The 19,545-nt window shown below is 45.6% G+C and carries 26 protein-coding genes and 4 tRNA genes; 19 read left to right on the forward strand and 11 right to left on the reverse strand.

Annotated features, from left to right (window positions below; genetic code table 11):
- Window positions 1–175: 175 nt before the first annotated feature.
- Complete coding sequence (locus AC6RGY_RS02700; protein ID WP_499859616.1) at window positions 176–1,639, forward strand: YecA family protein; 1,464 nt, start codon at window positions 176–178, stop codon at window positions 1,637–1,639.
- A 90-nt stretch (window positions 1,640–1,729) separates the two neighbouring features.
- Window positions 1,730–1,945 carry a hypothetical protein gene (locus AC6RGY_RS02705; RefSeq protein ID WP_499859620.1) on the forward strand — a complete coding sequence of 72 codons (216 nt, stop codon included), beginning with the start codon at window positions 1,730–1,732 and terminating at the stop codon, window positions 1,943–1,945.
- 109 nt (window positions 1,946–2,054) lie between these two features.
- Here the strand turns inward: AC6RGY_RS02705 and AC6RGY_RS02710 are convergent, their stop codons facing one another.
- Together AC6RGY_RS02710 and AC6RGY_RS02715 are read right to left on the reverse strand one after the other, a co-directional pair.
- The gene (locus AC6RGY_RS02710) at window positions 2,055–2,489 is read right to left on the reverse strand and encodes a GNAT family N-acetyltransferase (protein WP_499859625.1); all 435 of its coding nucleotides are present in this window, start codon (window positions 2,487–2,489) and stop codon (window positions 2,055–2,057) included.
- A 16-nt stretch (window positions 2,490–2,505) separates the two neighbouring features.
- Window positions 2,506–3,030 (reverse strand): 2'-5' RNA ligase family protein, encoded by a 525-nt coding sequence (locus AC6RGY_RS02715; protein ID WP_499859629.1) that lies wholly within the window; start codon window positions 3,028–3,030, stop codon window positions 2,506–2,508.
- Between the two features lie 450 nt (window positions 3,031–3,480).
- On the opposite strand from AC6RGY_RS02715, the gene AC6RGY_RS02720 reads away from it, so the two are divergent.
- From AC6RGY_RS02720 to AC6RGY_RS02740, 5 genes are all read left to right on the forward strand, one after another.
- A tRNA-Met gene (locus AC6RGY_RS02720) sits at window positions 3,481–3,556 on the forward strand.
- A 15-nt stretch (window positions 3,557–3,571) separates the two neighbouring features.
- Window positions 3,572–3,647, forward strand: a tRNA-Asp gene (locus AC6RGY_RS02725).
- Between the two features lie 8 nt (window positions 3,648–3,655).
- Window positions 3,656–3,731, forward strand: a tRNA-Ile gene (locus AC6RGY_RS02730).
- A 26-nt stretch (window positions 3,732–3,757) separates the two neighbouring features.
- Window positions 3,758–3,832: transfer RNA gene (locus tag AC6RGY_RS02735), tRNA-Val, on the forward strand.
- 126 nt (window positions 3,833–3,958) lie between these two features.
- Window positions 3,959–4,480, forward strand: a complete 522-nt coding sequence (locus AC6RGY_RS02740) for a phosphatase PAP2 family protein (RefSeq protein WP_499859633.1) — start codon at window positions 3,959–3,961, stop codon at window positions 4,478–4,480.
- A 28-nt stretch (window positions 4,481–4,508) separates the two neighbouring features.
- Here the strand turns inward: AC6RGY_RS02740 and dinB are convergent, their stop codons facing one another.
- Window positions 4,509–5,732, reverse strand: coding sequence for a DNA polymerase IV (gene dinB, locus AC6RGY_RS02745; RefSeq protein ID WP_499859638.1), 1,224 nt, complete (start codon window positions 5,730–5,732; stop codon window positions 4,509–4,511).
- A 78-nt stretch (window positions 5,733–5,810) separates the two neighbouring features.
- The gene (locus AC6RGY_RS02750; protein ID WP_499859643.1) at window positions 5,811–6,212 is read right to left on the reverse strand and encodes a DUF1885 family protein; all 402 of its coding nucleotides are present in this window, start codon (window positions 6,210–6,212) and stop codon (window positions 5,811–5,813) included.
- Between the two features lie 329 nt (window positions 6,213–6,541).
- Here AC6RGY_RS02750 and AC6RGY_RS02755 point away from each other — a divergent pair, with 329 nt between their 5' ends.
- Together AC6RGY_RS02755 and AC6RGY_RS02760 are read left to right on the forward strand one after the other, a co-directional pair.
- Window positions 6,542–6,991 carry a hypothetical protein gene (locus AC6RGY_RS02755; protein ID WP_499859647.1) on the forward strand — a complete coding sequence of 150 codons (450 nt, stop codon included), beginning with the start codon at window positions 6,542–6,544 and terminating at the stop codon, window positions 6,989–6,991.
- A 360-nt stretch (window positions 6,992–7,351) separates the two neighbouring features.
- On the forward strand, window positions 7,352–7,486 hold the full coding sequence (locus AC6RGY_RS02760) for a GapA-binding peptide SR1P (protein ID WP_499859651.1): 135 nt from the start codon (window positions 7,352–7,354) through the stop codon (window positions 7,484–7,486).
- A gap of 178 nt (window positions 7,487–7,664) precedes the next feature.
- On the opposite strand, the gene AC6RGY_RS02765 is transcribed toward AC6RGY_RS02760, so the two are convergent.
- From AC6RGY_RS02765 to AC6RGY_RS02775, 3 genes are all read right to left on the reverse strand, one after another.
- Window positions 7,665–9,140: an aminotransferase class I/II-fold pyridoxal phosphate-dependent enzyme gene (locus AC6RGY_RS02765; RefSeq protein ID WP_499859656.1), complete on the reverse strand. Its 1,476-nt coding sequence runs from the start codon at window positions 9,138–9,140 to the stop codon at window positions 7,665–7,667.
- 112 nt (window positions 9,141–9,252) lie between these two features.
- Window positions 9,253–9,759, reverse strand: coding sequence for a hypothetical protein (locus AC6RGY_RS02770; protein WP_499859661.1), 507 nt, complete (start codon window positions 9,757–9,759; stop codon window positions 9,253–9,255).
- A gap of 235 nt (window positions 9,760–9,994) precedes the next feature.
- A complete protein-coding gene (locus AC6RGY_RS02775) occupies window positions 9,995–10,633 on the reverse strand; it encodes a DUF1054 domain-containing protein (RefSeq protein WP_499859663.1) in 639 nt (212 codons plus the stop codon).
- 286 nt (window positions 10,634–10,919) lie between these two features.
- Between AC6RGY_RS02775 and AC6RGY_RS02780 the strand changes: the two genes are divergently transcribed.
- The 5 genes from AC6RGY_RS02780 (at window position 10,920) to AC6RGY_RS02800 (ending at window position 13,651) form a co-directional block, all read left to right on the forward strand.
- Entirely contained in the window at window positions 10,920–11,111 is a 192-nt protein-coding gene (locus tag AC6RGY_RS02780; protein ID WP_499859668.1) for a YkzI domain-containing protein, read from the forward strand.
- Window positions 11,112–11,391: 280 nt separating this feature from the next.
- Complete coding sequence (locus AC6RGY_RS02785) at window positions 11,392–12,126, forward strand: glycerophosphodiester phosphodiesterase (RefSeq protein ID WP_499859674.1); 735 nt, start codon at window positions 11,392–11,394, stop codon at window positions 12,124–12,126.
- Between the two features lie 59 nt (window positions 12,127–12,185).
- Window positions 12,186–13,022 (forward strand): deoxyribonuclease IV, encoded by an 837-nt coding sequence (locus AC6RGY_RS02790; protein ID WP_499859678.1) that lies wholly within the window; start codon window positions 12,186–12,188, stop codon window positions 13,020–13,022.
- Between the two features lie 35 nt (window positions 13,023–13,057).
- The gene (locus AC6RGY_RS02795) at window positions 13,058–13,354 is read left to right on the forward strand and encodes a YlaH-like family protein (protein ID WP_499859679.1); all 297 of its coding nucleotides are present in this window, start codon (window positions 13,058–13,060) and stop codon (window positions 13,352–13,354) included.
- A gap of 21 nt (window positions 13,355–13,375) precedes the next feature.
- Window positions 13,376–13,651, forward strand: coding sequence for a hypothetical protein (locus AC6RGY_RS02800; RefSeq protein WP_499859680.1), 276 nt, complete (start codon window positions 13,376–13,378; stop codon window positions 13,649–13,651).
- A 127-nt stretch (window positions 13,652–13,778) separates the two neighbouring features.
- On the opposite strand, the gene AC6RGY_RS02805 is transcribed toward AC6RGY_RS02800, so the two are convergent.
- Both AC6RGY_RS02805 and AC6RGY_RS02810 read right to left on the reverse strand, forming a co-directional pair.
- A complete protein-coding gene (locus AC6RGY_RS02805; protein ID WP_499859681.1) occupies window positions 13,779–13,979 on the reverse strand; it encodes a DUF2197 domain-containing protein in 201 nt (66 codons plus the stop codon).
- Between the two features lie 19 nt (window positions 13,980–13,998).
- Window positions 13,999–14,337 carry a DUF5665 domain-containing protein gene (locus AC6RGY_RS02810; RefSeq protein ID WP_499859682.1) on the reverse strand — a complete coding sequence of 113 codons (339 nt, stop codon included), beginning with the start codon at window positions 14,335–14,337 and terminating at the stop codon, window positions 13,999–14,001.
- 150 nt (window positions 14,338–14,487) lie between these two features.
- On the opposite strand from AC6RGY_RS02810, the gene AC6RGY_RS02815 reads away from it, so the two are divergent.
- The 3 genes from AC6RGY_RS02815 (at window position 14,488) to AC6RGY_RS02825 (ending at window position 16,273) form a co-directional block, all read left to right on the forward strand.
- Window positions 14,488–14,943 (forward strand): pyridoxamine 5'-phosphate oxidase family protein, encoded by a 456-nt coding sequence (locus AC6RGY_RS02815; protein ID WP_499859683.1) that lies wholly within the window; start codon window positions 14,488–14,490, stop codon window positions 14,941–14,943.
- A gap of 95 nt (window positions 14,944–15,038) precedes the next feature.
- Window positions 15,039–15,686 (forward strand): MBL fold metallo-hydrolase, encoded by a 648-nt coding sequence (locus AC6RGY_RS02820; RefSeq protein ID WP_499859684.1) that lies wholly within the window; start codon window positions 15,039–15,041, stop codon window positions 15,684–15,686.
- A 29-nt stretch (window positions 15,687–15,715) separates the two neighbouring features.
- Window positions 15,716–16,273 (forward strand): beta-class carbonic anhydrase, encoded by a 558-nt coding sequence (locus AC6RGY_RS02825; protein ID WP_499859685.1) that lies wholly within the window; start codon window positions 15,716–15,718, stop codon window positions 16,271–16,273.
- A 93-nt stretch (window positions 16,274–16,366) separates the two neighbouring features.
- Here AC6RGY_RS02825 and AC6RGY_RS02830 read toward each other — a convergent pair whose 3' ends face one another.
- Window positions 16,367–16,750, reverse strand: coding sequence for a hypothetical protein (locus AC6RGY_RS02830; protein ID WP_499859686.1), 384 nt, complete (start codon window positions 16,748–16,750; stop codon window positions 16,367–16,369).
- Window positions 16,751–16,955: 205 nt separating this feature from the next.
- Here AC6RGY_RS02830 and AC6RGY_RS02835 point away from each other — a divergent pair, with 205 nt between their 5' ends.
- Window positions 16,956–17,213 (forward strand): hypothetical protein, encoded by a 258-nt coding sequence (locus AC6RGY_RS02835; protein ID WP_499859687.1) that lies wholly within the window; start codon window positions 16,956–16,958, stop codon window positions 17,211–17,213.
- Window positions 17,214–17,220: 7 nt separating this feature from the next.
- Here the strand turns inward: AC6RGY_RS02835 and AC6RGY_RS02840 are convergent, their stop codons facing one another.
- Entirely contained in the window at window positions 17,221–18,738 is a 1,518-nt protein-coding gene (locus AC6RGY_RS02840; RefSeq protein ID WP_499859688.1) for an L-lactate permease, read from the reverse strand.
- A gap of 235 nt (window positions 18,739–18,973) precedes the next feature.
- Here AC6RGY_RS02840 and AC6RGY_RS02845 point away from each other — a divergent pair, with 235 nt between their 5' ends.
- Entirely contained in the window at window positions 18,974–19,312 is a 339-nt protein-coding gene (locus AC6RGY_RS02845) for a hypothetical protein (protein WP_499859689.1), read from the forward strand.
- The last annotated feature ends 233 nt before the right edge of the window (window positions 19,313–19,545 follow it).

Below are 19,545 nucleotides of genomic sequence, written 5' to 3' on the forward strand. Positions count from 1 at the left end.
GCTGTAGCTTTTTTTACTCCTACTGTGTACACAAAAAAGATCGAACATTTCTTGAATCCTCTCGTTTACCATTGTAGAATGTCTGAACAAGCACTTTTTCATAGAATCTTTGTCGAAATGGCCTCTTTTCTTGTATACTGGTAACTAATGATGTTGATAGATGAGGTGTGTGACAATGCCGGGTCGAAATGAACCTTGTCCTTGTGGAAGTGGTAAAAAATACAAGAAGTGTTGTGAACGAGTCGTCACCTTGGAAACGGCAGAACGGGCACGTGAATCCCGGGAGGGGAATCATAAATCGAAATTATTAGACCATTTGTATGGATGGTATGAACAACAAAAAGAAAGCTTGAGTTCGGATGAGTATACCCTTCTTTTTAAACGAGCCTTTGGTCTTTCTCAGGATGAGCCAATACCTCAAAGTCTTTTTTTTACTTACCACTATTGGATGATATTTGATGCTCCTTGTTTTCAAGAAATGCGCCCAGTTGAATATTGGGCGAAAACGCTATCGGGATCATCGGCGCGGCAATGGGACAAACAACTCTTACAGCAGTTCTGTTCCGTTCGCCTGGATTATTATGAGGTACTGCAAGTGGAAGGGAACCGTATTCATTTTTATTCGCCACGTGAAAAGACACGCTACTCTGTTTACGCTTATAAACCTCTTCGTGAGAAGATGTTGGTCTTTGCTCGATTTTCCCGCTTGGGTAACCGGTATGAAATGATCGGCCCATATACATCGTTTACATCTGAGATGAAGGAGGAGATTCTCTTGTATCTACGAAAAAACGCTCAGAAACTTAGGGAATCTGAATCCGAATATTGGGAGAAGAACAGCTTGCATGTGCTAAGTTGGTCGATCCGTCGTGCGGAAGAAAGAGAGAAGGTTGAAAAGACCGTGAAGTCCACCGCCTTAACAAAAAAATCAGGGGATAGTCGCTTTTTGTTACCTACTCTTCCATTGGCCACGGAACCTGGTTTGTCGGAAGGGATTACGCAACAGCTAGAACATTTTTACGTTGATTATGTTTCTCACTTTCAGGAGAGAACACAAGCGCTGTATCAAGAAACATTAAAGGACCTCACAGAATATATCTCTACCTATTTCGGTGTTTCGTTCCATTGGACACAATTGACCCAACCTGTCCTCATTCATTTTTTAGGTGTTTGGTATCCAGATAAAGGTCATAAAAGTGTAGCAAGATCTAAGATATTCCTTAACACCTTAAAACATTTGTTTCGCTGGTTGGATCAAGCGAAAGTGGCTCCAGTGTACTCTTTTTTTCGGCAATGCTATTCTTCCTTGATTCGATCTCTTCCAGCCGCTTTTGAGGTAAAGAATTGGATGGTGACGGAGGAGGGAAGTGGGGCTATTGTTTCTACTGAGGAAAGTGCTGAATCCCTCTTTCCTATAGAAATCACCACTACAGGTGCGTTTGTCTCCCTAGAGGGAAGGATGTTCCCACTAAAGAGTAAGGCGATTCCACCAAGCTGTACCGGTATGCACTTTTGTATTCGAGGGAAGGTGGTTATGGAGGAAGAGGGTGTGGAATTGGTTTCGGTAACCAGAGTGTACCCACTTGAGCCCGATCCTCATACGGTTGAGGAACGAAACGAGAACCATTCCAATATGTAAATTTTTCTGCACGGTGATCCGGCTGATGGACTGGACCATGGTGAGATATACTATGGAAGCACTCAACTACAAGTCGAGGAGGCGCTTTCATTGCTCCGCTTTCTACAAAAGTTGACTCAAGGCATGGGTGACGATGATAAACAGGCCGGTCCGAAGAAGGGGAAGAACCGGAATTTGGAGGAGCTCATGAATGAATTTGGTGCAGAGTTTTTGCAGAAGGAAGAGCGGCAAGCAACAAAAGAGTCAGGCGAGAGTAAGGAGCAACTTGGAAAACAGTTAGAAGAGGAATTGGAAGAGCTGAACTGAGGTTGAGTGTGAAAGGGCTAATCGAAAAAGGCACCCACTGGGTGCCTCTCGATTAGTCCTGTTTTTATGGAAAAATCATGAACCCAGTAGCTAGCTACGAGTCCATGATTCATGCAAGCGTTTTACTCATTTTTATGTGCTCGATCCCTGCTTCCATAAAAGGTGCACCTGCCAGTGTATAGCCAGCGCGCTCATAAAATCCTTGGGCTCGAACCTGCGCATGTAACGCGATGTTTTGAGCTCGTTGTTCGCGGGCGAAGCTTTCCATGCGTTGCAGGAGTTTATGACCGATTCCTTCCTTGCGGTGCTCCTTGAGCACAGCAATTCGCTCTGCTTTGGCAGTATGATTGTTTAGAAAGCGGACACGACTGGTTGCAACGGGTTTTCCATTAATCAATGCGAGAAAGTGGGTAGACTCTTCTTCATGCTGATCGATTTCATCCTCTGCTGGAACATGTTGCTCCTCAACGAAAATCGTCTGTCGAATCTGGAAGGCCTGCTGGATCTGTTGTGGTGTTTGTGCGGTTACAATTAGTACATCCAATGGATTCCATTCTCCTTTATTGGTCACCAGTTAAAAGAAAGCTTTGATAGAGTGACCATGACTGATTTTCTAATTGATAAAGCAGGTGAAACCGGTCTACTTGGGTCTCGATATTGATGTCTGTCATACGTAAACTTCCATAAACATCAAGCAACTCATCTTCAGGAAGTTTTTGTCCAATGGTGATATGAGGAATAAAGGCATGTGTCTCTGGAAGGTCAAGGGGACCAGAATTTATTTTTTGATGTAGTTCCCCCAATTTTGTTCCATCTCCCAAAGCTAAGTATAGGGTGGGGCTGTTTGGATGGAAAGTGCCAATTTTGCTGAAGTGGATCGTGAAGGGGGAAGCTTGTTTGGAAACTCCCTCTAAGTGATGAACCACTCTTTCGATCTCTTGCTCCTCTTCTCTTTCCAGTGAAAATGCTTCTTTGAGTGTAATATGGGGTGGGATGAGCCCGTAGTGAGGGTCATATCGTTTTCGATAGGAGTTTGCGACGTCTTGCACCTTTTTTTCAGGAAAGATGGCCACTCCGTAAATCATGTTACCGCCTCCTCAATCTGTCAACAAAATAAGATCCCTTGTAGGAGCAAGTTTTGCATAGAAGCTCACATTATTATGCCCCGCAAGAGTGAAATAAAGGCCTTTGGAAGAAATTATAGCAAAAAAAAGCCCCCTTTGCGAGGGATGTGGGCAACAGAAAAGGAGCAGCTTATGGGCTGCTCATTATTCGAGGAGGGAACATCTGTCCAATGGCAGGTTCAGATGGTCTTGCAGTAACAAACGATATCCTCGTTTGTTACTGCATAGTATGCGATTGTATTGGTGCCCGTATCCGCACTTTTGCAAAATGTACGATGTCCCAGTTTTCGGTGCTCTGATGACATTCGAAAAAAATATAAAAAAACCCTTGCATGATCCAAATGGATGTAGTATAGTATTAATTGTCGCTGGCAAACAGCACTCACGAAAACGAACAAATCATAGTAATGACGCGGGGTAGAGCAGTTGGTAGCTCGTCGGGCTCATAACCCGGAGGTCGCAGGTTCAAGTCCTGCCCCCGCAACCAATACTTAACTCACATGGAGCTGTGGTGTAGGGGTCAACATGCCTGCCTGTCACGCAGGAGATCGCGGGTTCGAATCCCGTCAGCTCCGCCATTTTTTTTGGGCCTATAGCTCAGTTGGTAGAGCAGTCGGCTCATAACCGATAGGTCACAGGTTCGAGTCCTGTTGGGCCCACCAGTCGATGTCTTTTACCGATAAAGTAGGGGCAGTTAGCTCAGGGGGAGAGCGCTTCCTTGACACGGAAGAGGTCGTTGGTTCGATTCCAATACTGCCCACCAGCAGAAGAGCACCCAGAGGGGTGTTTTTGTTTTTTTTAGTAAATCCTCATGTATGTTTTATGCTCCCTTCATATTATAGAGTTAAGATAAGTTTACAATGCCGATGGTCTGGGGGTAATACCAAAAATGGAGCGCTTGGTTACCTGGATTCAAGATTATGATGATCGCTTGATCTCGCTGGTTAATTGCCAGTGGAAATGTCGCCCTTTTGATTGGTGGATGCCACGGATTACCCATGCGGGTGATGCCAGTGTGACTATACTGTTTTTACTAGCATGGTGGTTTTTAACCCCTTTCTCCGAGATCGCAATTGAAGGGCTATTGGCATTGGGAACAAGCCACCTGTTGGTGCGGTTGATTAAGGCGGTTCTTCCGCGCTTGCGTCCCTATTTGCACTTGACGCAGTTGCACACTTTTCCTAATCCACTTTCGGACTATTCTTTTCCTTCTGGTCATACCACGGCTGTTTTTTCGATTGCGGGTGTCTTTTTCTTTCATGCACCCTTGCTGTCACTTCCTCTACTGATACTTGCGGCCATGGTAGGTTTTTCACGCATGTATCTTGGCTTGCATTACCCCACCGATGTGATGATTGGTGCCTTTATCGGTTGGCTCTTTGCTTGGGGAACCATGATGCTTTTCCACTAGATTTGTCCTGTTCTCTGTGCTTCTAGGCTCAAATGTGATGTCCGCCAATCTTGTTCGAGCGGTCTTTGAAGATACTGGCATCGAGCAGGGAATGAGCATACAGGACACTGGTTTTTCCGTACTTTTCTTGAATCGTATCGACGGCTGTTGCAAGCCGTCGATTTTTTTCTGTTGTACCGAATAAATCTAACTGAATTCCATCGCTGGTATCTTGCAAGTTAGAGAGCGTGAGTCCGATCAAACGAATGGGCTGGTTTCTCCAGTGCCGGCGAAAAAGTGTCTCAGCTGCTTGATAAATGATCAGGCCAATATTGGTGGTCTCGTTTAGACTGAGGCTCCGTTGAATGGATTGAAAATCGGTGCTTCTGAGGACAAGAGAAACCGTGCGTCCCAGTGAATTGGCTAAGCGTGCTCGTCTCCCGATTTCATCCGCTAGTTCACGAAGGACGAGCAGCAGGTCTTCTTCCTCTGTATAATCGTAGGGAAGGGTGAATTGGTGTCCGATGGATTTTGCTCCTTCTAGCGAGAAGGGGTCCACTGGACTGGGATCGATTCCGTGGGCCGATTGGTGTAGAGCGCGACCGATGATACCAAAACGACGCTTTAATCGTTGGGGATCGGTTTGTGCAAGGTCTCCAATGGTGCGAATGCCCATTTTGTGAAAGTGACTCTCCATGCGTTTGCCCACTCCAAAGAGTTCTTTGATGGATAGTGGCCAAATCCTTTGTGGGACATCTTCTAAAGTGAGTTTGGTCAACCCGTCTGGTTTGTCCATCTCAGCAGCCATCTTTGCCAGTAATTTATTGGGGCCAATTCCGATCGAGCAAGGGATGCCCATTTCCTCTGCAATACGTTGCTTGATTTTTTGTGCCACCTGCTGACTCTCTCCCATGAGTTTTTCGCACCCGGTTAGTTCGACGAAGGCTTCATCGATCGAAAAAGGCTCTACAAGCGGAGAAAATTGTTGCAAAATCTGCAAAATGCGCGTGGAAACTTGTAGATAGGTTCCCATGTGTGGGGGGACGAGCCGAGCGGATGGGCAGAGAGCTTTGGCCTCGTGGACAGGCATGGCGGTTTTGACACCGAATTTCTTGGCTTCATAAGAGGCGGCAAGGACAATCCCATGCCGTTTCAAAGGGTCCCCACAGACGATAATAGGCTGTTGGCGGTATGAAGGGTAAAGTGTCTGTTCGACACTGGCATAAAAGGCATTCATATCAGCCAATAAGATGGTTCGTTCGGACTGACTCATCACGATTCCCTCCATCAGGAACGTTTGTTCTTGTTCTTATTATACGGCCTGCTGAGCAGGAATCAACAGGAGATATTTTCAAGAAGAAAAAGGTTGAACGCGGCCGTTGAATAAGGTGGCCTTTGCTTGATAGGATTTCGCTAAAAATCGGCACAATTCATTGGCTTTCCCTTTATCGCCGAACGTGGAGGCGGGAGGAAGGAAAAGCTGAATAGAAGAAAGGGTTTTCTCTAGAGAGCTGCTTCGTTCGATCCCGATCATCAAGGAGTGATAGCGAGAAGAATCTATCCCTTTTAAATAGAGCCAATCTTGAGGGTATTTTGGATGAGGGTGGATCGTGTAAGGAAAAGCAGCTTTTGCGTAAGACCAACTTAATTGTTCACCCGTGCGTGTGGTGAGGTGTTGGTATTCTTCCAGTTTTGTACGAAGGTCGCTTATTGAAAGTTCGCTATTTAAGTGAATAACAGCGCGGTTAGTCATCGGAATCCCCTCTTTCGATTGAAAATAACAGACTATTCTCATCATACCATGAGAAGGGAGGGCCCGAAAGGGAATGAATACAAAACATCCAGCAATGACAATTCTCTTGATAGAGTTAGAATGAATAGGAGTTCACTTCTTTGTGATCATGTTGCTACAGATCGGAAAAAGGGCGGAGAATGGGAGGGAAGGGAAGGAAAAAAGCATAGAAAAGTGAATAAAATGGAAATAGAATCTATAAAATATTATGATTTCTCAATTGTGTTTAGGGGGTCTCTGTGGTAAAATGATACCGAATAGATGATAAAGATACGATGGGGGATGAACGGATGCGAAAAGCGGATCTTTTGGACGAAGTCCGTGCCGACATCGGTCTTGCGTCCGATAAGATAGGCACCGATATCCGTAGGCTGTATCGAGTGACTGGAGGGACCTTGTATAAGAAAGTGCCTGCTTATCAGTCCGTGGCGGTCTACCTATCAAGCAAGACGCAGTTTGAGTGTATATTCCAGGGAGGGTATAGCCCCTACCCACCTGTCATCCGATTTGGAGAAGGTCTACATAGCTTGGCTGCCGTTCGAGGAGATGTAGTGTGTGAAGAGATTGGGACTAGCTTGGAAGTATATGTTCCCTTCTATCACGGTCACCATTTAGTAGGTGAATTGGTTGTTCTCGGTGAAGAGTTAGGCAGTATAGATGAAGAGGATGTGGCGCTGTTTCGCGAAGTAGCGTCCCTGTTTGAGACGAAAGTGAAAAATACGATCCGCGATGAGGGATAGAGGGCTTTGAGAGTGTAATTGTCTCCCGAACAGGTCATATAGCAGCATGGGGAAGAGCGAAAGTGAAAGCCCATACTGCAGGTGACACGAAAGAGAGCCCATGTTTTTTTCATCTAAGATATAAATGTACGATAGGCTGATTTTCCTACCCATCATAGAAGATCGATCTAAGTAAAGCGGTGTAGAAGGCGACATTTCCTTGAGGATGTGTGGTCTTCTTTTTGTTGTCACCACATTATTAAGCCTCTTTGTGAAGAAAACGTCATCCAGATAACGGGTATTGACGAAATTAGTATAGCTGAATATAATAAATGTAACACGCTAATGAAACCGTTAACAACGATAGAGGGGGAAATAAAAATGGAATTGCTTATCTGTCAAGGCTGTGACCAGGTGATTTCGTATATGAATGCGGAGAAGTGGGGAACGGTTTATGGTCGATGTGATACCTGTAAAGATGGAAAGAATCATGTGAAGCACGCCATAAAGAAGTAAGTAGTGCTCCTTCAATTACAAGACCGGCAATAAAGTCATTTAGATGGAAGAAAACAACAGATGAATCGATTTATTTTGAAAAGAAAAAAGAGACAAGGAGAATCTCCTAGCAAAAAGGAGAAATCCTAGTCTCTTTTATTTGTAAAGAAAGGGAGTCGTTCTTTTCGGGAGGAATCTTTTAATTGTTATCTTCTTTCGTATGAATCACGTGGATCGTCTTAATATCCGGGTCTTGCGGGCCCTGGACAGGTAGACCAGCACGGATATGTGCTTCAATGTATTGGATATTCTCTTCAGTGATCCTCTCTCCAGGAAGGAGAACGGGTATCCCAGGGGGATAGATCATGACGAACTCCGCCGTAATCGCACCCGCCGAATTTTTAAAATCCACTGCAACCGTATCGGCATAAAAAGCATCGCGTGGACAAACAGCTAGCTCGGGGATATCAGGCAGACGAGCATCTTCTAGCAAACGTTCATCCGGAGTGTAAAACTTTTGAGCCAGGTCAGCAAGTGCATTCACCAAGGCTTGTACCGATTCTTTTGTGTCCCCAGGTGTAATGATACACAAAATGTTGTAGAGGTCACTTAGCTCTACTTCGATGCGGTGAACCTCGCGTAGCCATTTCTCTGCGTCATAACCTGTAATGCCCATTTGCTGAAGGTGGATCGTAAGTTTGGTTTCGTCCATATCATAGCGTGCATCCCCGTCCAATATTTCCCGACCAAAACAGGATAGGCCTGGAATTTCATTAATACGCTCCCGTGTCTGACGGGCTAGTCTTAATGTTTCATCCAACAGCTGGGTTCCTTGAGTCATCAAGTAACGGCGAGCGGTGTCTAATGATGCCAGTAAGACATAGGAAGTAGATGTGGTTGTCAACATGCTGATGATGGATTGAACGCGATGGGGATTGATGCGATCGGAGCGTACATTCAAGACCGAACTCTGCGTCAATGATCCCCCCAACTTGTGCATGCTGGTGGCCGCCATATCAGCTCCTGCTTGCATGGCGGATAGTGGCAACTGATCATGAAAGTGCGTATGGACTCCATGGGCTTCATCCACGATGACAGGGATGCCATGTTGATGAACACGTGTGATGATTTGTTCTAAGTTGACGGTAATCCCATAGTAAGTGGGGTTGATTAAGAGTACAGCTTTGGTATCTGGATGGGCCTTTAGGGCTCGAATGATCTCCTGTTCTGTTACTCCATGAGCGATCCCTAGCTGCTCATCCATGGCGGGGTGAACAAAGACGGGAGAAGCCCCTGCCAAGATGACAGCGGTTAAGACCGACTTATGGACATTGCGCGGCACAATGATTTTATCGCCTGGTTGTACACAAGACATGACCATCGTCATGATGGCTCCGCTTGTTCCTTGTACAGAGAAGAATGTATAATCAGCCCCGAATGCTTCTGCAGCAAGCGTTTGTGCTTCTTCGATTGCTCCGTGGGGGCGGTGAAGGTCATCCAGCGGTTCGATATTGATTAAGTCGATGGCAAGGGCATTGGGACCGATAAAATCCCGAAACTCTGGGTCCATGCCCTTGCCTTTCTTATGGCCTGGAATGTGGAATGGAACCGTTTGACGTTGAGCATGTTCTTGAAGGCATGAAAATAACGGCGTTTGGTAGTGTTTCTTTTGCATCGGCAGATCCTGCTTTCATAGTTGTAAATGTCTCTGCACAGTATAGCAAAATGAAACGGGCAGTGAAAGCTGAATATCTTTTATGGAAAATGATTTTTCAGCAATAGAATGTTTAATAATATCCAGGATGGTAATAGGGGTATGGGGGATAGATGGGTTGACTAGGGAAGGGGATGACTGGACGGGGACGTCGGATCGGCCGTGGCTCAATGGGATAGGGTGGTCCTGGAACGACAGGTCTCGCATCGATGGGGTGGGTAATGGGCGGGCGCACTTGCATTGGTTGTGGAACGGGTAGGCGTCCTCCCCCAGGGGGACGAGCTTCAATGGGCCTTGTGATCGGAGGCCGTCCTCCTCCAGGTGGGCGAGCTTCAATGGGCCTTGTGATCGGAGGCCGTCCTCCTCCAGGTGGGCGAGCTTCAATGGGCCTTGTAATGGGTGGTCGTCCACCTATGGGGGGGCGACCTCCACCGGGAGGACGGCCGACATGGGGATGGGGATCGATAGGAGGGTGTGGATTTCCTGGAACAGGGACAGGATAGAAGCCGTAATCATAAAAGTAGGCCAAATCTTTTCTCCAATAAAACGCAGAAGGATGGGGATAAAAGCCGAACATCATGAGAGCTCTCCTTTCGTCGTACGCATAAGGTGGCTAATGATAGGCTATGAAAGGAAGGGAGAAAGGGTTCCTCGAGGTCCCTCTATTGGGAGTCAAGGTGGCATTAGGAAGGCATTCCAATAGACTCTTGTTTACGGTTGGAAGAAGATCATGTATAATTTTTTAAAAATACACGAAATACCGATATTATATTCAATTCGCTCTCTCTTAGTAAGAGGAGCGAAGGGAGGGGGACTTAAGACTTCAATTGTACAGCCAATTGATAGAGTGGAAAAAGCGTAGCAAAAGTCGATTCCACCGTATGGACCAACATCTCTGGGTCTTCTAAGAGGGAATCGGTAGCAGGGATGATGGCACCGCAGAGAAATTCCTCTTTCTTGATGCGTGTCAGTCGATCCAATCGTTGATCCAGTTCTGAATCACTCAAGGCCTGGATAGGTGTATGCTCCGGCTTGGTATGGTCATTGGAGACCACAAAGGTTTTGGGTAGGTCATTCCAGATCGTGTGCATCTCTTCCTGGAGTGCCTGAGCGAATTCAGCTTTGTTGGGGTACTCATAGATGAGAGCAAAAAGCACAAAAACTTCCTCTTGACGCAAGCCTACTTGAAAGTGAGGCTGCGCTTTATATCCTCTTTTATTCGTGGACCAAGCGACCCAAGTTTCGTCTGGTGGATTCACCGTACGGCGCGCATGCTTGGCTACATGAAAGGTAAATTCATCACCTAATGCAGTGGATAGATAGGGGGCGATGGATTGCCCGAGTGCTTCAAATTTCGGACGAATCTCTGTCTTTAGTGCTTCCATACGTTCTTCTAGTCCAGGTATAGAAAAAACAGCAAAATCGCTTTCTGTAAAGCGGATATCCGTTGCCATGATTCATCCTCCTTTATCAAATGAATTGCTATCTTTATGGCTTCTCCCATGATAACACAAGGAAAGATGCCCCCAAAAATATTGAGGATTCGGTATATAGCAGTGACCAATAGCGGGTGCTTTGCGTAAATTATAGTAACAACCAGAAATACGGACTTTTCGCGCTCAAGGTTTAATTCATCGTTATTGGGGATATGCTGGAGCCAGAAACTTAAAAACCAGCCGTGTTGCAAGAATGAAACTTATCATGAACAAAAAGTGAGGAGAAAAGGGGTGCAGTGAAACGGTGGAAGAAGTAATTAAGGCTTTTAAGTGTCGGACGCCGGAGGAGAGAATTCCTGTTTTGCGGTTAGAATTGGATTATGAATTGGCGCGTCTCTATGAGGCCATCGTCGAACAGAACACCCATTGCATGGATCAATGTAAAGCGCGCTTAAAAGAGATTCGTAAAGAAATGATGATGCTCGAAGCGCTGTAGATTGGAATGCACCTGATTAGAGGAATGAGGAATATTCTTGCAAGACAAAAAATTAAATGAAAGCAAAATAGCATGATAATGAGTGTATCCCACTAGTGGGGGTGCACTTTTGTCTTGGAAAAAACACTCGGACAAGCCCGCTCTGCTTCTCCTCGAAGGAAGACGACTCGCATGTCCCTTTGGTTTTTGGTATCTTTAAGATAGGAGTGAAGGCTCGTCATTGGAAAGAACAATGGGAGTAGATTGATAAATCAATGAATCCGGATAGAAGGAGAACGAAATGCGACAAGTAAAGGTATATGCACACCGTGGCTTTTCGGCGACGGCACCGGAGAATACCATGGCTGCTTTTCGCGCTGCGGTGGAAGCAGGGGCAGACGGCCTGGAATTAGATGTACAGTTGACAAGTGACGGGCATGCGGTCATTATTCATGATGAGACAGTGGATCGGACGACGGACGGGGGTGGAGCCATCGGAGATCTTACTCTGATGGAAGTGGAGCGTCTAGATGCGGGCCAGTGGTTTGATGATCGCTTTCGAGGAGAGCAGGTTCCCACTTTGGACAAGGTCATGCGCTTGGTTTGCGAGCACGACTTGGAATTAAACATTGAAATCAAGAGCGCAAGCTACATCGATCCTCGCTTAGAACAGGCGGTACTCACACAAGTGAAAGCGTATGGATGGTTAGAAAAAACGGTCTTCTCATCCTTTAATCACGCACATCTCCAGCAGTTACGAGCTCTAGACGCTACGGTGGATATTGCCCCTCTCTACATGGCGGGCATGCTAAGGCCCTGGCTTTACTGCCAGCAGGAAGGTTTTTCGTCGATTCATCCATATCATCGAACAGTGATAGAAGAGGTGGTGGCAGGTTGCCACAAGCATGACATCCCGGTGCGTACCTTTACCGTTAATGAGGAAAATGAGATGAAACGGCTGATCTCTCTCGGGGTGGATGCGATCATGACGGATCATCCCGATCGTTTAAGGCGATTGGTACCGCAAGCAAAGTAGAGGGAAGTATCGGTTGGAGTAGGGAAAAGCATATTGATGAGTAAGCAGGAGGTTAAAAAATGAAGATAGGTTGTCATATCAGTGTTGCTAAAGGATTGTATAAGGCATCGAAACGAGCGCATGAACTGGGCGCCGAGTCGTTTCAGGTTTTCACCAAAAATCCGCGGGGATTAAGACCCAAGAAGATCGATTACAAGGATGCGGAGAAGGGGTCTGAGTATTGTCGTGAACACGGCATAACCTTGGTGACACACACGCCCTATATCACCAATCTGTCTACGTATAAGGAAGATTTACACGAAGTGACGATTCGTTCGATAAAGGAAGATTTACATATTGCTGAGACCTATGGTGCGATAGGAGCCGTGGTTCATTGTGGGAAGCACACGGGTAAAGGGGAAGAATACGGAACGGAGCGTATGGTTGAAACCCTGAATAAAATCTTAAATGGCTATGAAGGCCAAACCAAGTTGTTACTAGAGAATACAGCGGGGCAAGGTTCTGAACTAGGTTTGAAAATCGAAGACTTGGTGAAGATACGCGAGGCGACCGATTATCCGGAAAAAATCGGGTTCTGTTTTGATACTTGCCATGGGTTTGCAGCCGGAGCCTGGGAAGAAAATTCTTTTGATGAGCTCGTAAAAACGATGAAAGAGACGGGGTATCTGGAGAGCTTAGTCGCTGTTCACTTTAATGATAGCAAGATGCCTTATAATAGTCGCAAAGACCGCCATGAAAAGATTGGACAAGGGGAGATTGGTGAGGCTGGACTGGCGAAGTTTTTGCGAAGTGATGCTTTTTCCGCGCAACCGATTATACTTGAAACCCCGGTGAAGGATGAAGCGGAGTACGAGGACGAGATTCGCTATTTACATGGGTTAAAGAAGTCGTCCTAAAGAAATAAAAAGAGAAGAGAGGAGGAAGAACTCCCTTGACAGAAATACATGAGTGGTTAAAGAGTTCCCCCTGGATTGCTTATCTGGTTATCTTCTTAGCAACCGTAGTCATTTATAAGGTGGCTTTCGCAAGAGAGTTGCCTCTACTGAAGTCGATTGTCGTCTACGTGGTATTGGCGATCGGCTGTTATTTCTTTATGATTATGTATCTGGTTATGAGTGCCCCTATTATTGAAATTCTACTGATCACCCTTGCACTCATCGTGATTGCTCGTTTGCGCATGGGTGGGTCCAAAAAGACAAATCGGGAGAAGCGTAGTGAGGGAGAATGATAGGAAGGGGAAGAGGTTGAGATGAAAATGGACGATGCGCTCTTAAACTGGCTTCAGATGAAAGTTGTGTGTGAAGCGAGGCCTCATGATCGTGCTGCAAAAGACACCGAACAGTTTTTTGTTAACCTATTGGAAGAGGATCACGGAGTCCAGTCAATACGAGTCGAAAGAGAAGCGTCTACCTTTCTTATCTCCTACGAGCACGAAGGGGAAGAGCAGACGAAGAGCTATCCATTTGAGTTGGCTGAGCAATTGCTACAGATGATACAGGCGGAACCGCGTTACAACGGGCAATAAAATTCCAGCTCTACTCAAGGAAGCAAGCTAAATACACAAAAAACCCTCCTAGGAACAAAGAGGGTTTTTCTTCCATTATGATCATTCAAATAGATAATTAGAGCATAGGGAGGAAGAGGGCGATTCTTCACTCATACATCCCTTTGGAGGAAGAATACGGAGCATCACTCCCGGTCTTGGCTTGCCTGCGTGCGATGGTCTTATAGGTGATGCGTTCATCGCACTGGGGGCAGAGGAACATGCGATGGGGATGTTTTTTCAGTCGTTGAGATTGTCTAGTACTTGGTGTGAAGGGGCGGTCACATAAAATGCAAGTGAGCTGCTCCATGGATCAAACTCCTTTGTTGTTATGGGTTAGGGGCCGAACCGTCAATAATGCTTTTTAATTCTCGGACCAAGTCGGTTAAGAAAGGAAGGTCTGAGAGTTGGGATAAAAGGATACTGAGTAAACTGATGACAATCGCCGTTCCGATGGTGAGTCCAAGCCCTCGGCTTAGACCAGCCAATAAATTAATCCAGATTACGCGTTTGGGATTGGTGTAATGAAAGAGCAGGTCTTGGACACGTGATTTTTCCATCCACATGGAGAGGTGATGGAGTTTTTGATTTAATTGATCGGTTTCCTCTAACAGCTTTTCGTTCTGTCTGATCCATTCGGGATACTCCGTCATTTTATTCGTTTTCATCATACATCGTTCCTTTCTGATTGGATTACTATACTAATACCCACTTTTTCACATCAACAGACGGATGGGGAAGGAAAAGTAGGGTATCGTAAGGAAGTCTGGTGAAAGGTAAGAGGAATCATCTTAAGTAAAACGAAGGGAGAATGCTTGATGTCTAACCAAGAAACAACCAAATTAGCGCGCCCTCTATTTAATAAGTTGCAACAAGAGGCGTATGTATTGCTCGCAACAGTGGAAAAGGAAACCGGAGCTCCACAAATGAATGCAATCTCTTGGGTGTATGCCCCTAATGATCAATGTATTCGCCTTGCGGTGCATGATGAATCACGCATTGTAGAAAACGTGAAAAGCAATCCGAAATTAGCCATTACCATGATTGCCGAAGGAACGACCTATGAGATTTCTTGTCGGGTGAAGGATGTGAAGGGACCTCTAGGAGAATGCAAAGTAAAGTTGGCGATGGTGGAAGCAGAAGTAGAGTCAGTAAGAGATGTGATGTTTTATGGCGCGAAGATGATCCAAGAGCCTCGCTTTGACAAGACATATGATAAAGAAGCGGCGGATAAACTGGACGAACAGGTATTGAGTGCATTAAAAGAAGGTTAGTTCACCTTGAGAGGAGCCCATTCCTTTTCATAAGGGGTGGGCTATAGCGCATAGAGAAGATAGTCCTCGCTCGTTTGGGAGTGGAGAAGGAGTGAATGAAAGTGGAAGTTACTATGTACCCATTGGGACCGTTAGCGACGAATTGTTATTTACTGTATGACGAGGAGAGCAGAGAAGCGATCCTGATCGACCCCGGAATGGGGCCGGAAAAAGTGATTAAAGAGATTGAAGAATTGCAATTACAGGTGCAAGCGATTCTCTTGACACACGCTCATTTTGATCACATCGGCGGGCTGGAAAGAGTGCGAGAGAAGACAGGAGCTCCTGTCTATATTCACGAAATAGAACGAGATTGGCTGACCGATGCAAACAGCAACGGATCGGGGATGTGGCCCGGCTTTTCACCGATCGAGTGCCAGCCGGCGGAGCACCTGTTGAAAGGGAACGAAGTCCTTACTTTCCTAGGGGAAAACATCAAGGTGCTATTAACACCGGGGCATTCGCCAGGCAGTGTGACATTCTATATAGAAGGGATTGGGGCGTTTAGTGGAGACGTCCTCTTTGCCGGCTCTATTGGTCGTACCGATCTCCCTGGGGGAAACCATGAAGTTCTGATGCGTTCGATCCACGAGCACCTGATGGAAATGCCAGAAGCAACGCCCGTTTATCCTGGTCATGGACCCCAGACGTCGGTTGGACAAGAACAAGCGACCAACCCTTTTTTAACAGGCATGATGGGTTAATAAATCAAGGAACGGAGAGGAGAAACAAGATGAGCCGACTAGATGAAATAATGGAGCATAATCAATCCTTTGTTCATGAAGAGCAGTACACACCGTATCAAACTTCGAAGTTTCCAGAGAAAAAGTTGGCAATCATCACCTGCATGGATGCCCGCTTGATCGAGTTATTACCACAAGCGATGAACTTGCGTAACGGTGATGCCAAGATTATCCGCAATGCGGGAGCGATTGTACGAAATCCGTTCGACCGTGTAACCAGCAGCCTCTTTGTTGCAATCTATGAATTAGGAGCAGAAGAAGTGTGTGTCGTGGGACATCACGATTGTGGGATGGGGGGAATTGAACCGACTCGAACAGTGGAGAAGATGGTAGAGCGGGGCATATCGCGCTCGACCATCGATACACTGGAACAGGCGGGTATGGAGTTGGAAGAATGGCTAGAAGGCTTTTCTTCGGTGGAGGAAAGTGTGCAAGCCAGTGTAGAAACCATCCGGCAACATCCGCTACTCCCTGCAGGAATACCCGTACATGGACTGGTGATTGATCCAGAGACGGGAAAGCTTGATCTTGTGACGAAGGGGTATTAGAGGACAAAGCATCTTAGAGACTGAGAGTAAGGCAGGAAACTGGAGGAGTATCTCCAGTTTCCTGCTTTTGTTTTTCATTAAATTGGAATTCCCTTATGGAGCGAATCCATAAAAAGTGAGGATGAAAACCATGTAAAAAATAAAGGAGAGAACCAGAGCGAATGGAAGAACGAATAGGGTGATTTTAAGAAGGGTGAGAGTGATCGACTTTTTTTCTTCGGCTGTATTCTTGTTCTGTTGATACTGCTTCCAGATGAACAATAGGATAGTGGAGAGAATAAACAGTAAAGCGAAAAGAGAGACCCAGTGAAATAATAGCTCAAATCCCATAAGCCTTTCTTTCCTGTCTAACTCTTCGGGTTGTATTTTAGTGAAGATAATCCCATAACGACCAACAAGAAAAATAATAGATAGTGTAATGTAATAGAGAAGCACGCGCTGTTGCAACTTGCTTTTGTTGCGAAACCACTTTAACATTATTTCTTCAAATCCTTTAGCTAGTAATCTGAACTACAAGGTATCATGATGAGCTTTTCCAGCAGAAATATCATCTTGCTAGAGAGTAAGAGAGTACTCCTTCCAAATTATTGCTATATCGTTTACTATCCTACCATATGTCGAAAGGGATAGTTAGCTGCAAGGGCTATTCCGCCATAAAAATGAACAATGGGAGATGGGAAAAATGAGAATCAAGCCGTTTCTACTGGGATTTATTCTTACCTATATCGTCATGAGCCTCCCCGCAATACTAGGAATAGGATATGTGATTGACTGGGTTCACGGAGCCACACTGTTACAAAAGATACAAGGGCATCTAATAGCGGGACTTACTGAGCACGTCTCTGTGAAAATCATGCTTTCATTTGTTACGGGAGTGATCTGTAGCCTTGTGCTATCGAGAAAAGGAAAGGGTTCTGCTAAAAAAGGTTCCGATCAGTGAAACGATATCAATAGAGTCCCCATTGTTGTGCTAGCATGAGTTGGATGACGATAATAGCAATGGTACCTAACCCCACCCAGACCATGTGTTTCAGAAGAGTAGCTTCCTGATCACGTAGTCCGCCCAGGGAGGCTCCTAAAACCACTTTGGCAGGATTGGCCATTAGAAGATGCGAGGAGCTTGTATTTTGTGCGTATGCCGCCAAATTTGCGGGTAAACCCAGTTGTTGGGCGGTACTCACTTGCATCTGTATGAGCATCGAGTTGGAACCCGTATTGCTCCCAACAAGAAAACCACCTAATCCTCCGATAAGGGGTGTAAGGTAGAGATAGACCGAGCCAAATGTTGCTGCGGCGGCTTGTGATACCACTGTAGTCATGCCGGATAAGGCCATGGTTTCGGCCATGATGACAAACAAAAGTGTAGAAGCAATGACGGGATACCAATAGTTCCATGTCTGAAGAGCGCTCTTTTTGATGGTCTCCAGCGGAATGCGAAACACCCATATCGTAAAAAGAGAAGTTAGAATCAGAAAAAATCCGGGCGAATAGAAGAGAGACAGGGTGAACTGATAGCTAGGTAGAGAAAGCGTACCAAAGGATTGTAAGAAGCCAGCTACTCCGGGTAGCAACCGAGAGAAAAGGAGCATGCCGATTAAGAAGAGATAAGGGCTGAGCAATCTCCATGTTCCTTGATTCGTATTTTCCTCCTGTATGAGGGTAGCTGCGGCCTCTGCTTGCGGAGTGGTCTTATCTTGGATGAAGGTAGACAAATAGATAAGTCCCATTTCCACACTTAAGGCACTAAGGGCACCAAATATCCCTGCTAGTTCTACGCCTACCCAAGTAGTAAAAGCCCACACGGATACTCCTAATGTAGCGGATGTTAACAAGGTTTCGAACCAGCGCCGTTTGAGTCCATTCCATCCACCTGCGAGCCAGCTCATCACAAGGGCAAAATAAATAAAGGTAGGAAGAGAAAGGAGAGCGGACCCCATTCCTAACTCTTGTGCGGACATTCCAGCTAAGTGAGCCCCGATGACAGTACCTGCTGCGAGTGAACCCCAAGGGACGGCTGTCAAGCTAATGAGTGAGAGAAGTGTGGCGCGATAGGGTGGGAAGCCGAGAGCAATCAAAATCGGACAGATCACGATCGCCGCGAGACCAAAGCCACTTGCAGACTCGACCAGGGGAGAAAAAGAGACAGCTAAGATAAGTACTTGTCGGACAGGATCGGTCGTCGATTGGGCGATTAAAGAGGCGAAGGAACGAATGACACCGTGTTCATTTAATAAGAGAAAAAGAAAAATACCGAATAATAAAAAATAAGCGACAGAAGAAGTAGTAAGGGCCCCTTTGATTAGGGGAATGCTCACATCATCAATGGCTAATTGAAAGGTGAGAAAGGCGATTAATAAGGCGAAAAGGCACCCTGCGAGACCGGCACGTACAATGGATTGACGCAAGAAGAAGAGCATAAATAGTACGAGCAAGATGGGGGAGATAGCCAGGATAAAGTGGAACAAATGTTTTCACTCCTTTTCTATGTAAATACAAGTTATCCAATCGGAATTATTTGTTATATTATCATATGTCGAAATTGGTTACAATCCAGAGTTAAGGAAAAAGATTCTTATAAAGGCACATGACCCAATCAATATTCCCTAAAGTCGATATAATAAATAGATGACGGATAAGGAGGTGAAGTTGTTACGGGAAGGGATTAGCCCGAAGCTAATGAGCTTTTTTCCGTAACAGGTGATGCAGACATCTGAATTATCGATCAACCAAGCGGTTAATTTGGGAGATGTCCCAAGTGATGGTGAGAGTATTCCCATGTTTAATTTAGCGACATTAAAGGGAAATGTACTGGTTGCTAATGGGTTGGCGACAGCGGTAGGTGCTCCTTTCGAAGTTAAGCGTGGGACAGCCGTCCTTGTTTTCGGGAGTGAAAAACTGTCTATATTGAATAATGGGTCTGGTCATGTTTTGCTGATGAACATTCCACCCGGCGAACAGATTTCAAACGATGTTGCTGTGGCTTTTGTGAACCCTGGGGAAAGTACATTATTTCATCCTGCTAAAGCGAGCGGTGCTTGATTTTGATTCTTTGAGCAATACTCGGATCGATGAATCGTGTTCGATAGAGACAAGCGAAGAAACTTTCATTCGTTCTTGAATCTACTCTATTAGAAACGTTTCGGCGCAGTTTTGCTCTCGATGAACAGACTCCTGAGTGGGCCTCGTTCATCTTTTTTGTGTTCTCCTTGATTGACAAACGTACTTAACTACTTTACAGTAGTAGTTATTATCTAAAAGCGTACCTTTTGATA

The organism is Mechercharimyces mesophilus (assembly GCF_059818345.1).

Excerpts from the sequence above, each read along its gene's own strand:
- AC6RGY_RS02700 (WP_499859616.1), top strand. The coding sequence starts at position 176 with ATGCCGGGTCGAAATGAACCTTGTCCTTGTGGAAGTGGTAAAAAATAC.
- AC6RGY_RS02715 (WP_499859629.1), bottom strand. The coding sequence starts at position 3,030 with ATGATTTACGGAGTGGCCATCTTTCCTGAAAAAAAGGTGCAAGACGTC.
- AC6RGY_RS02740 (WP_499859633.1), top strand. The coding sequence starts at position 3,959 with ATGGAGCGCTTGGTTACCTGGATTCAAGATTATGATGATCGCTTGATC.
- dinB (WP_499859638.1), bottom strand. The coding sequence starts at position 5,732 with ATGAGTCAGTCCGAACGAACCATCTTATTGGCTGATATGAATGCCTTT.
- AC6RGY_RS02750 (WP_499859643.1), bottom strand. The coding sequence starts at position 6,212 with ATGACTAACCGCGCTGTTATTCACTTAAATAGCGAACTTTCAATAAGC.
- AC6RGY_RS02755 (WP_499859647.1), top strand. The coding sequence starts at position 6,542 with ATGCGAAAAGCGGATCTTTTGGACGAAGTCCGTGCCGACATCGGTCTT.
- AC6RGY_RS02760 (WP_499859651.1), top strand. The coding sequence starts at position 7,352 with ATGGAATTGCTTATCTGTCAAGGCTGTGACCAGGTGATTTCGTATATG.
- AC6RGY_RS02765 (WP_499859656.1), bottom strand. The coding sequence starts at position 9,140 with ATGCAAAAGAAACACTACCAAACGCCGTTATTTTCATGCCTTCAAGAA.
- AC6RGY_RS02770 (WP_499859661.1), bottom strand. The coding sequence starts at position 9,759 with ATGATGTTCGGCTTTTATCCCCATCCTTCTGCGTTTTATTGGAGAAAA.
- AC6RGY_RS02775 (WP_499859663.1), bottom strand. The coding sequence starts at position 10,633 with ATGGCAACGGATATCCGCTTTACAGAAAGCGATTTTGCTGTTTTTTCT.
- AC6RGY_RS02785 (WP_499859674.1), top strand. The coding sequence starts at position 11,392 with ATGCGACAAGTAAAGGTATATGCACACCGTGGCTTTTCGGCGACGGCA.
- AC6RGY_RS02790 (WP_499859678.1), top strand. The coding sequence starts at position 12,186 with ATGAAGATAGGTTGTCATATCAGTGTTGCTAAAGGATTGTATAAGGCA.
- AC6RGY_RS02800 (WP_499859680.1), top strand. The coding sequence starts at position 13,376 with ATGAAAATGGACGATGCGCTCTTAAACTGGCTTCAGATGAAAGTTGTG.
- AC6RGY_RS02805 (WP_499859681.1), bottom strand. The coding sequence starts at position 13,979 with ATGGAGCAGCTCACTTGCATTTTATGTGACCGCCCCTTCACACCAAGT.
- AC6RGY_RS02810 (WP_499859682.1), bottom strand. The coding sequence starts at position 14,337 with ATGAAAACGAATAAAATGACGGAGTATCCCGAATGGATCAGACAGAAC.
- AC6RGY_RS02815 (WP_499859683.1), top strand. The coding sequence starts at position 14,488 with ATGTCTAACCAAGAAACAACCAAATTAGCGCGCCCTCTATTTAATAAG.
- AC6RGY_RS02820 (WP_499859684.1), top strand. The coding sequence starts at position 15,039 with ATGAAAGTGGAAGTTACTATGTACCCATTGGGACCGTTAGCGACGAAT.
- AC6RGY_RS02825 (WP_499859685.1), top strand. The coding sequence starts at position 15,716 with ATGAGCCGACTAGATGAAATAATGGAGCATAATCAATCCTTTGTTCAT.
- AC6RGY_RS02830 (WP_499859686.1), bottom strand. The coding sequence starts at position 16,750 with ATGTTAAAGTGGTTTCGCAACAAAAGCAAGTTGCAACAGCGCGTGCTT.
- AC6RGY_RS02835 (WP_499859687.1), top strand. The coding sequence starts at position 16,956 with ATGAGAATCAAGCCGTTTCTACTGGGATTTATTCTTACCTATATCGTC.
- AC6RGY_RS02845 (WP_499859689.1), top strand. The coding sequence starts at position 18,974 with ATGCAGACATCTGAATTATCGATCAACCAAGCGGTTAATTTGGGAGAT.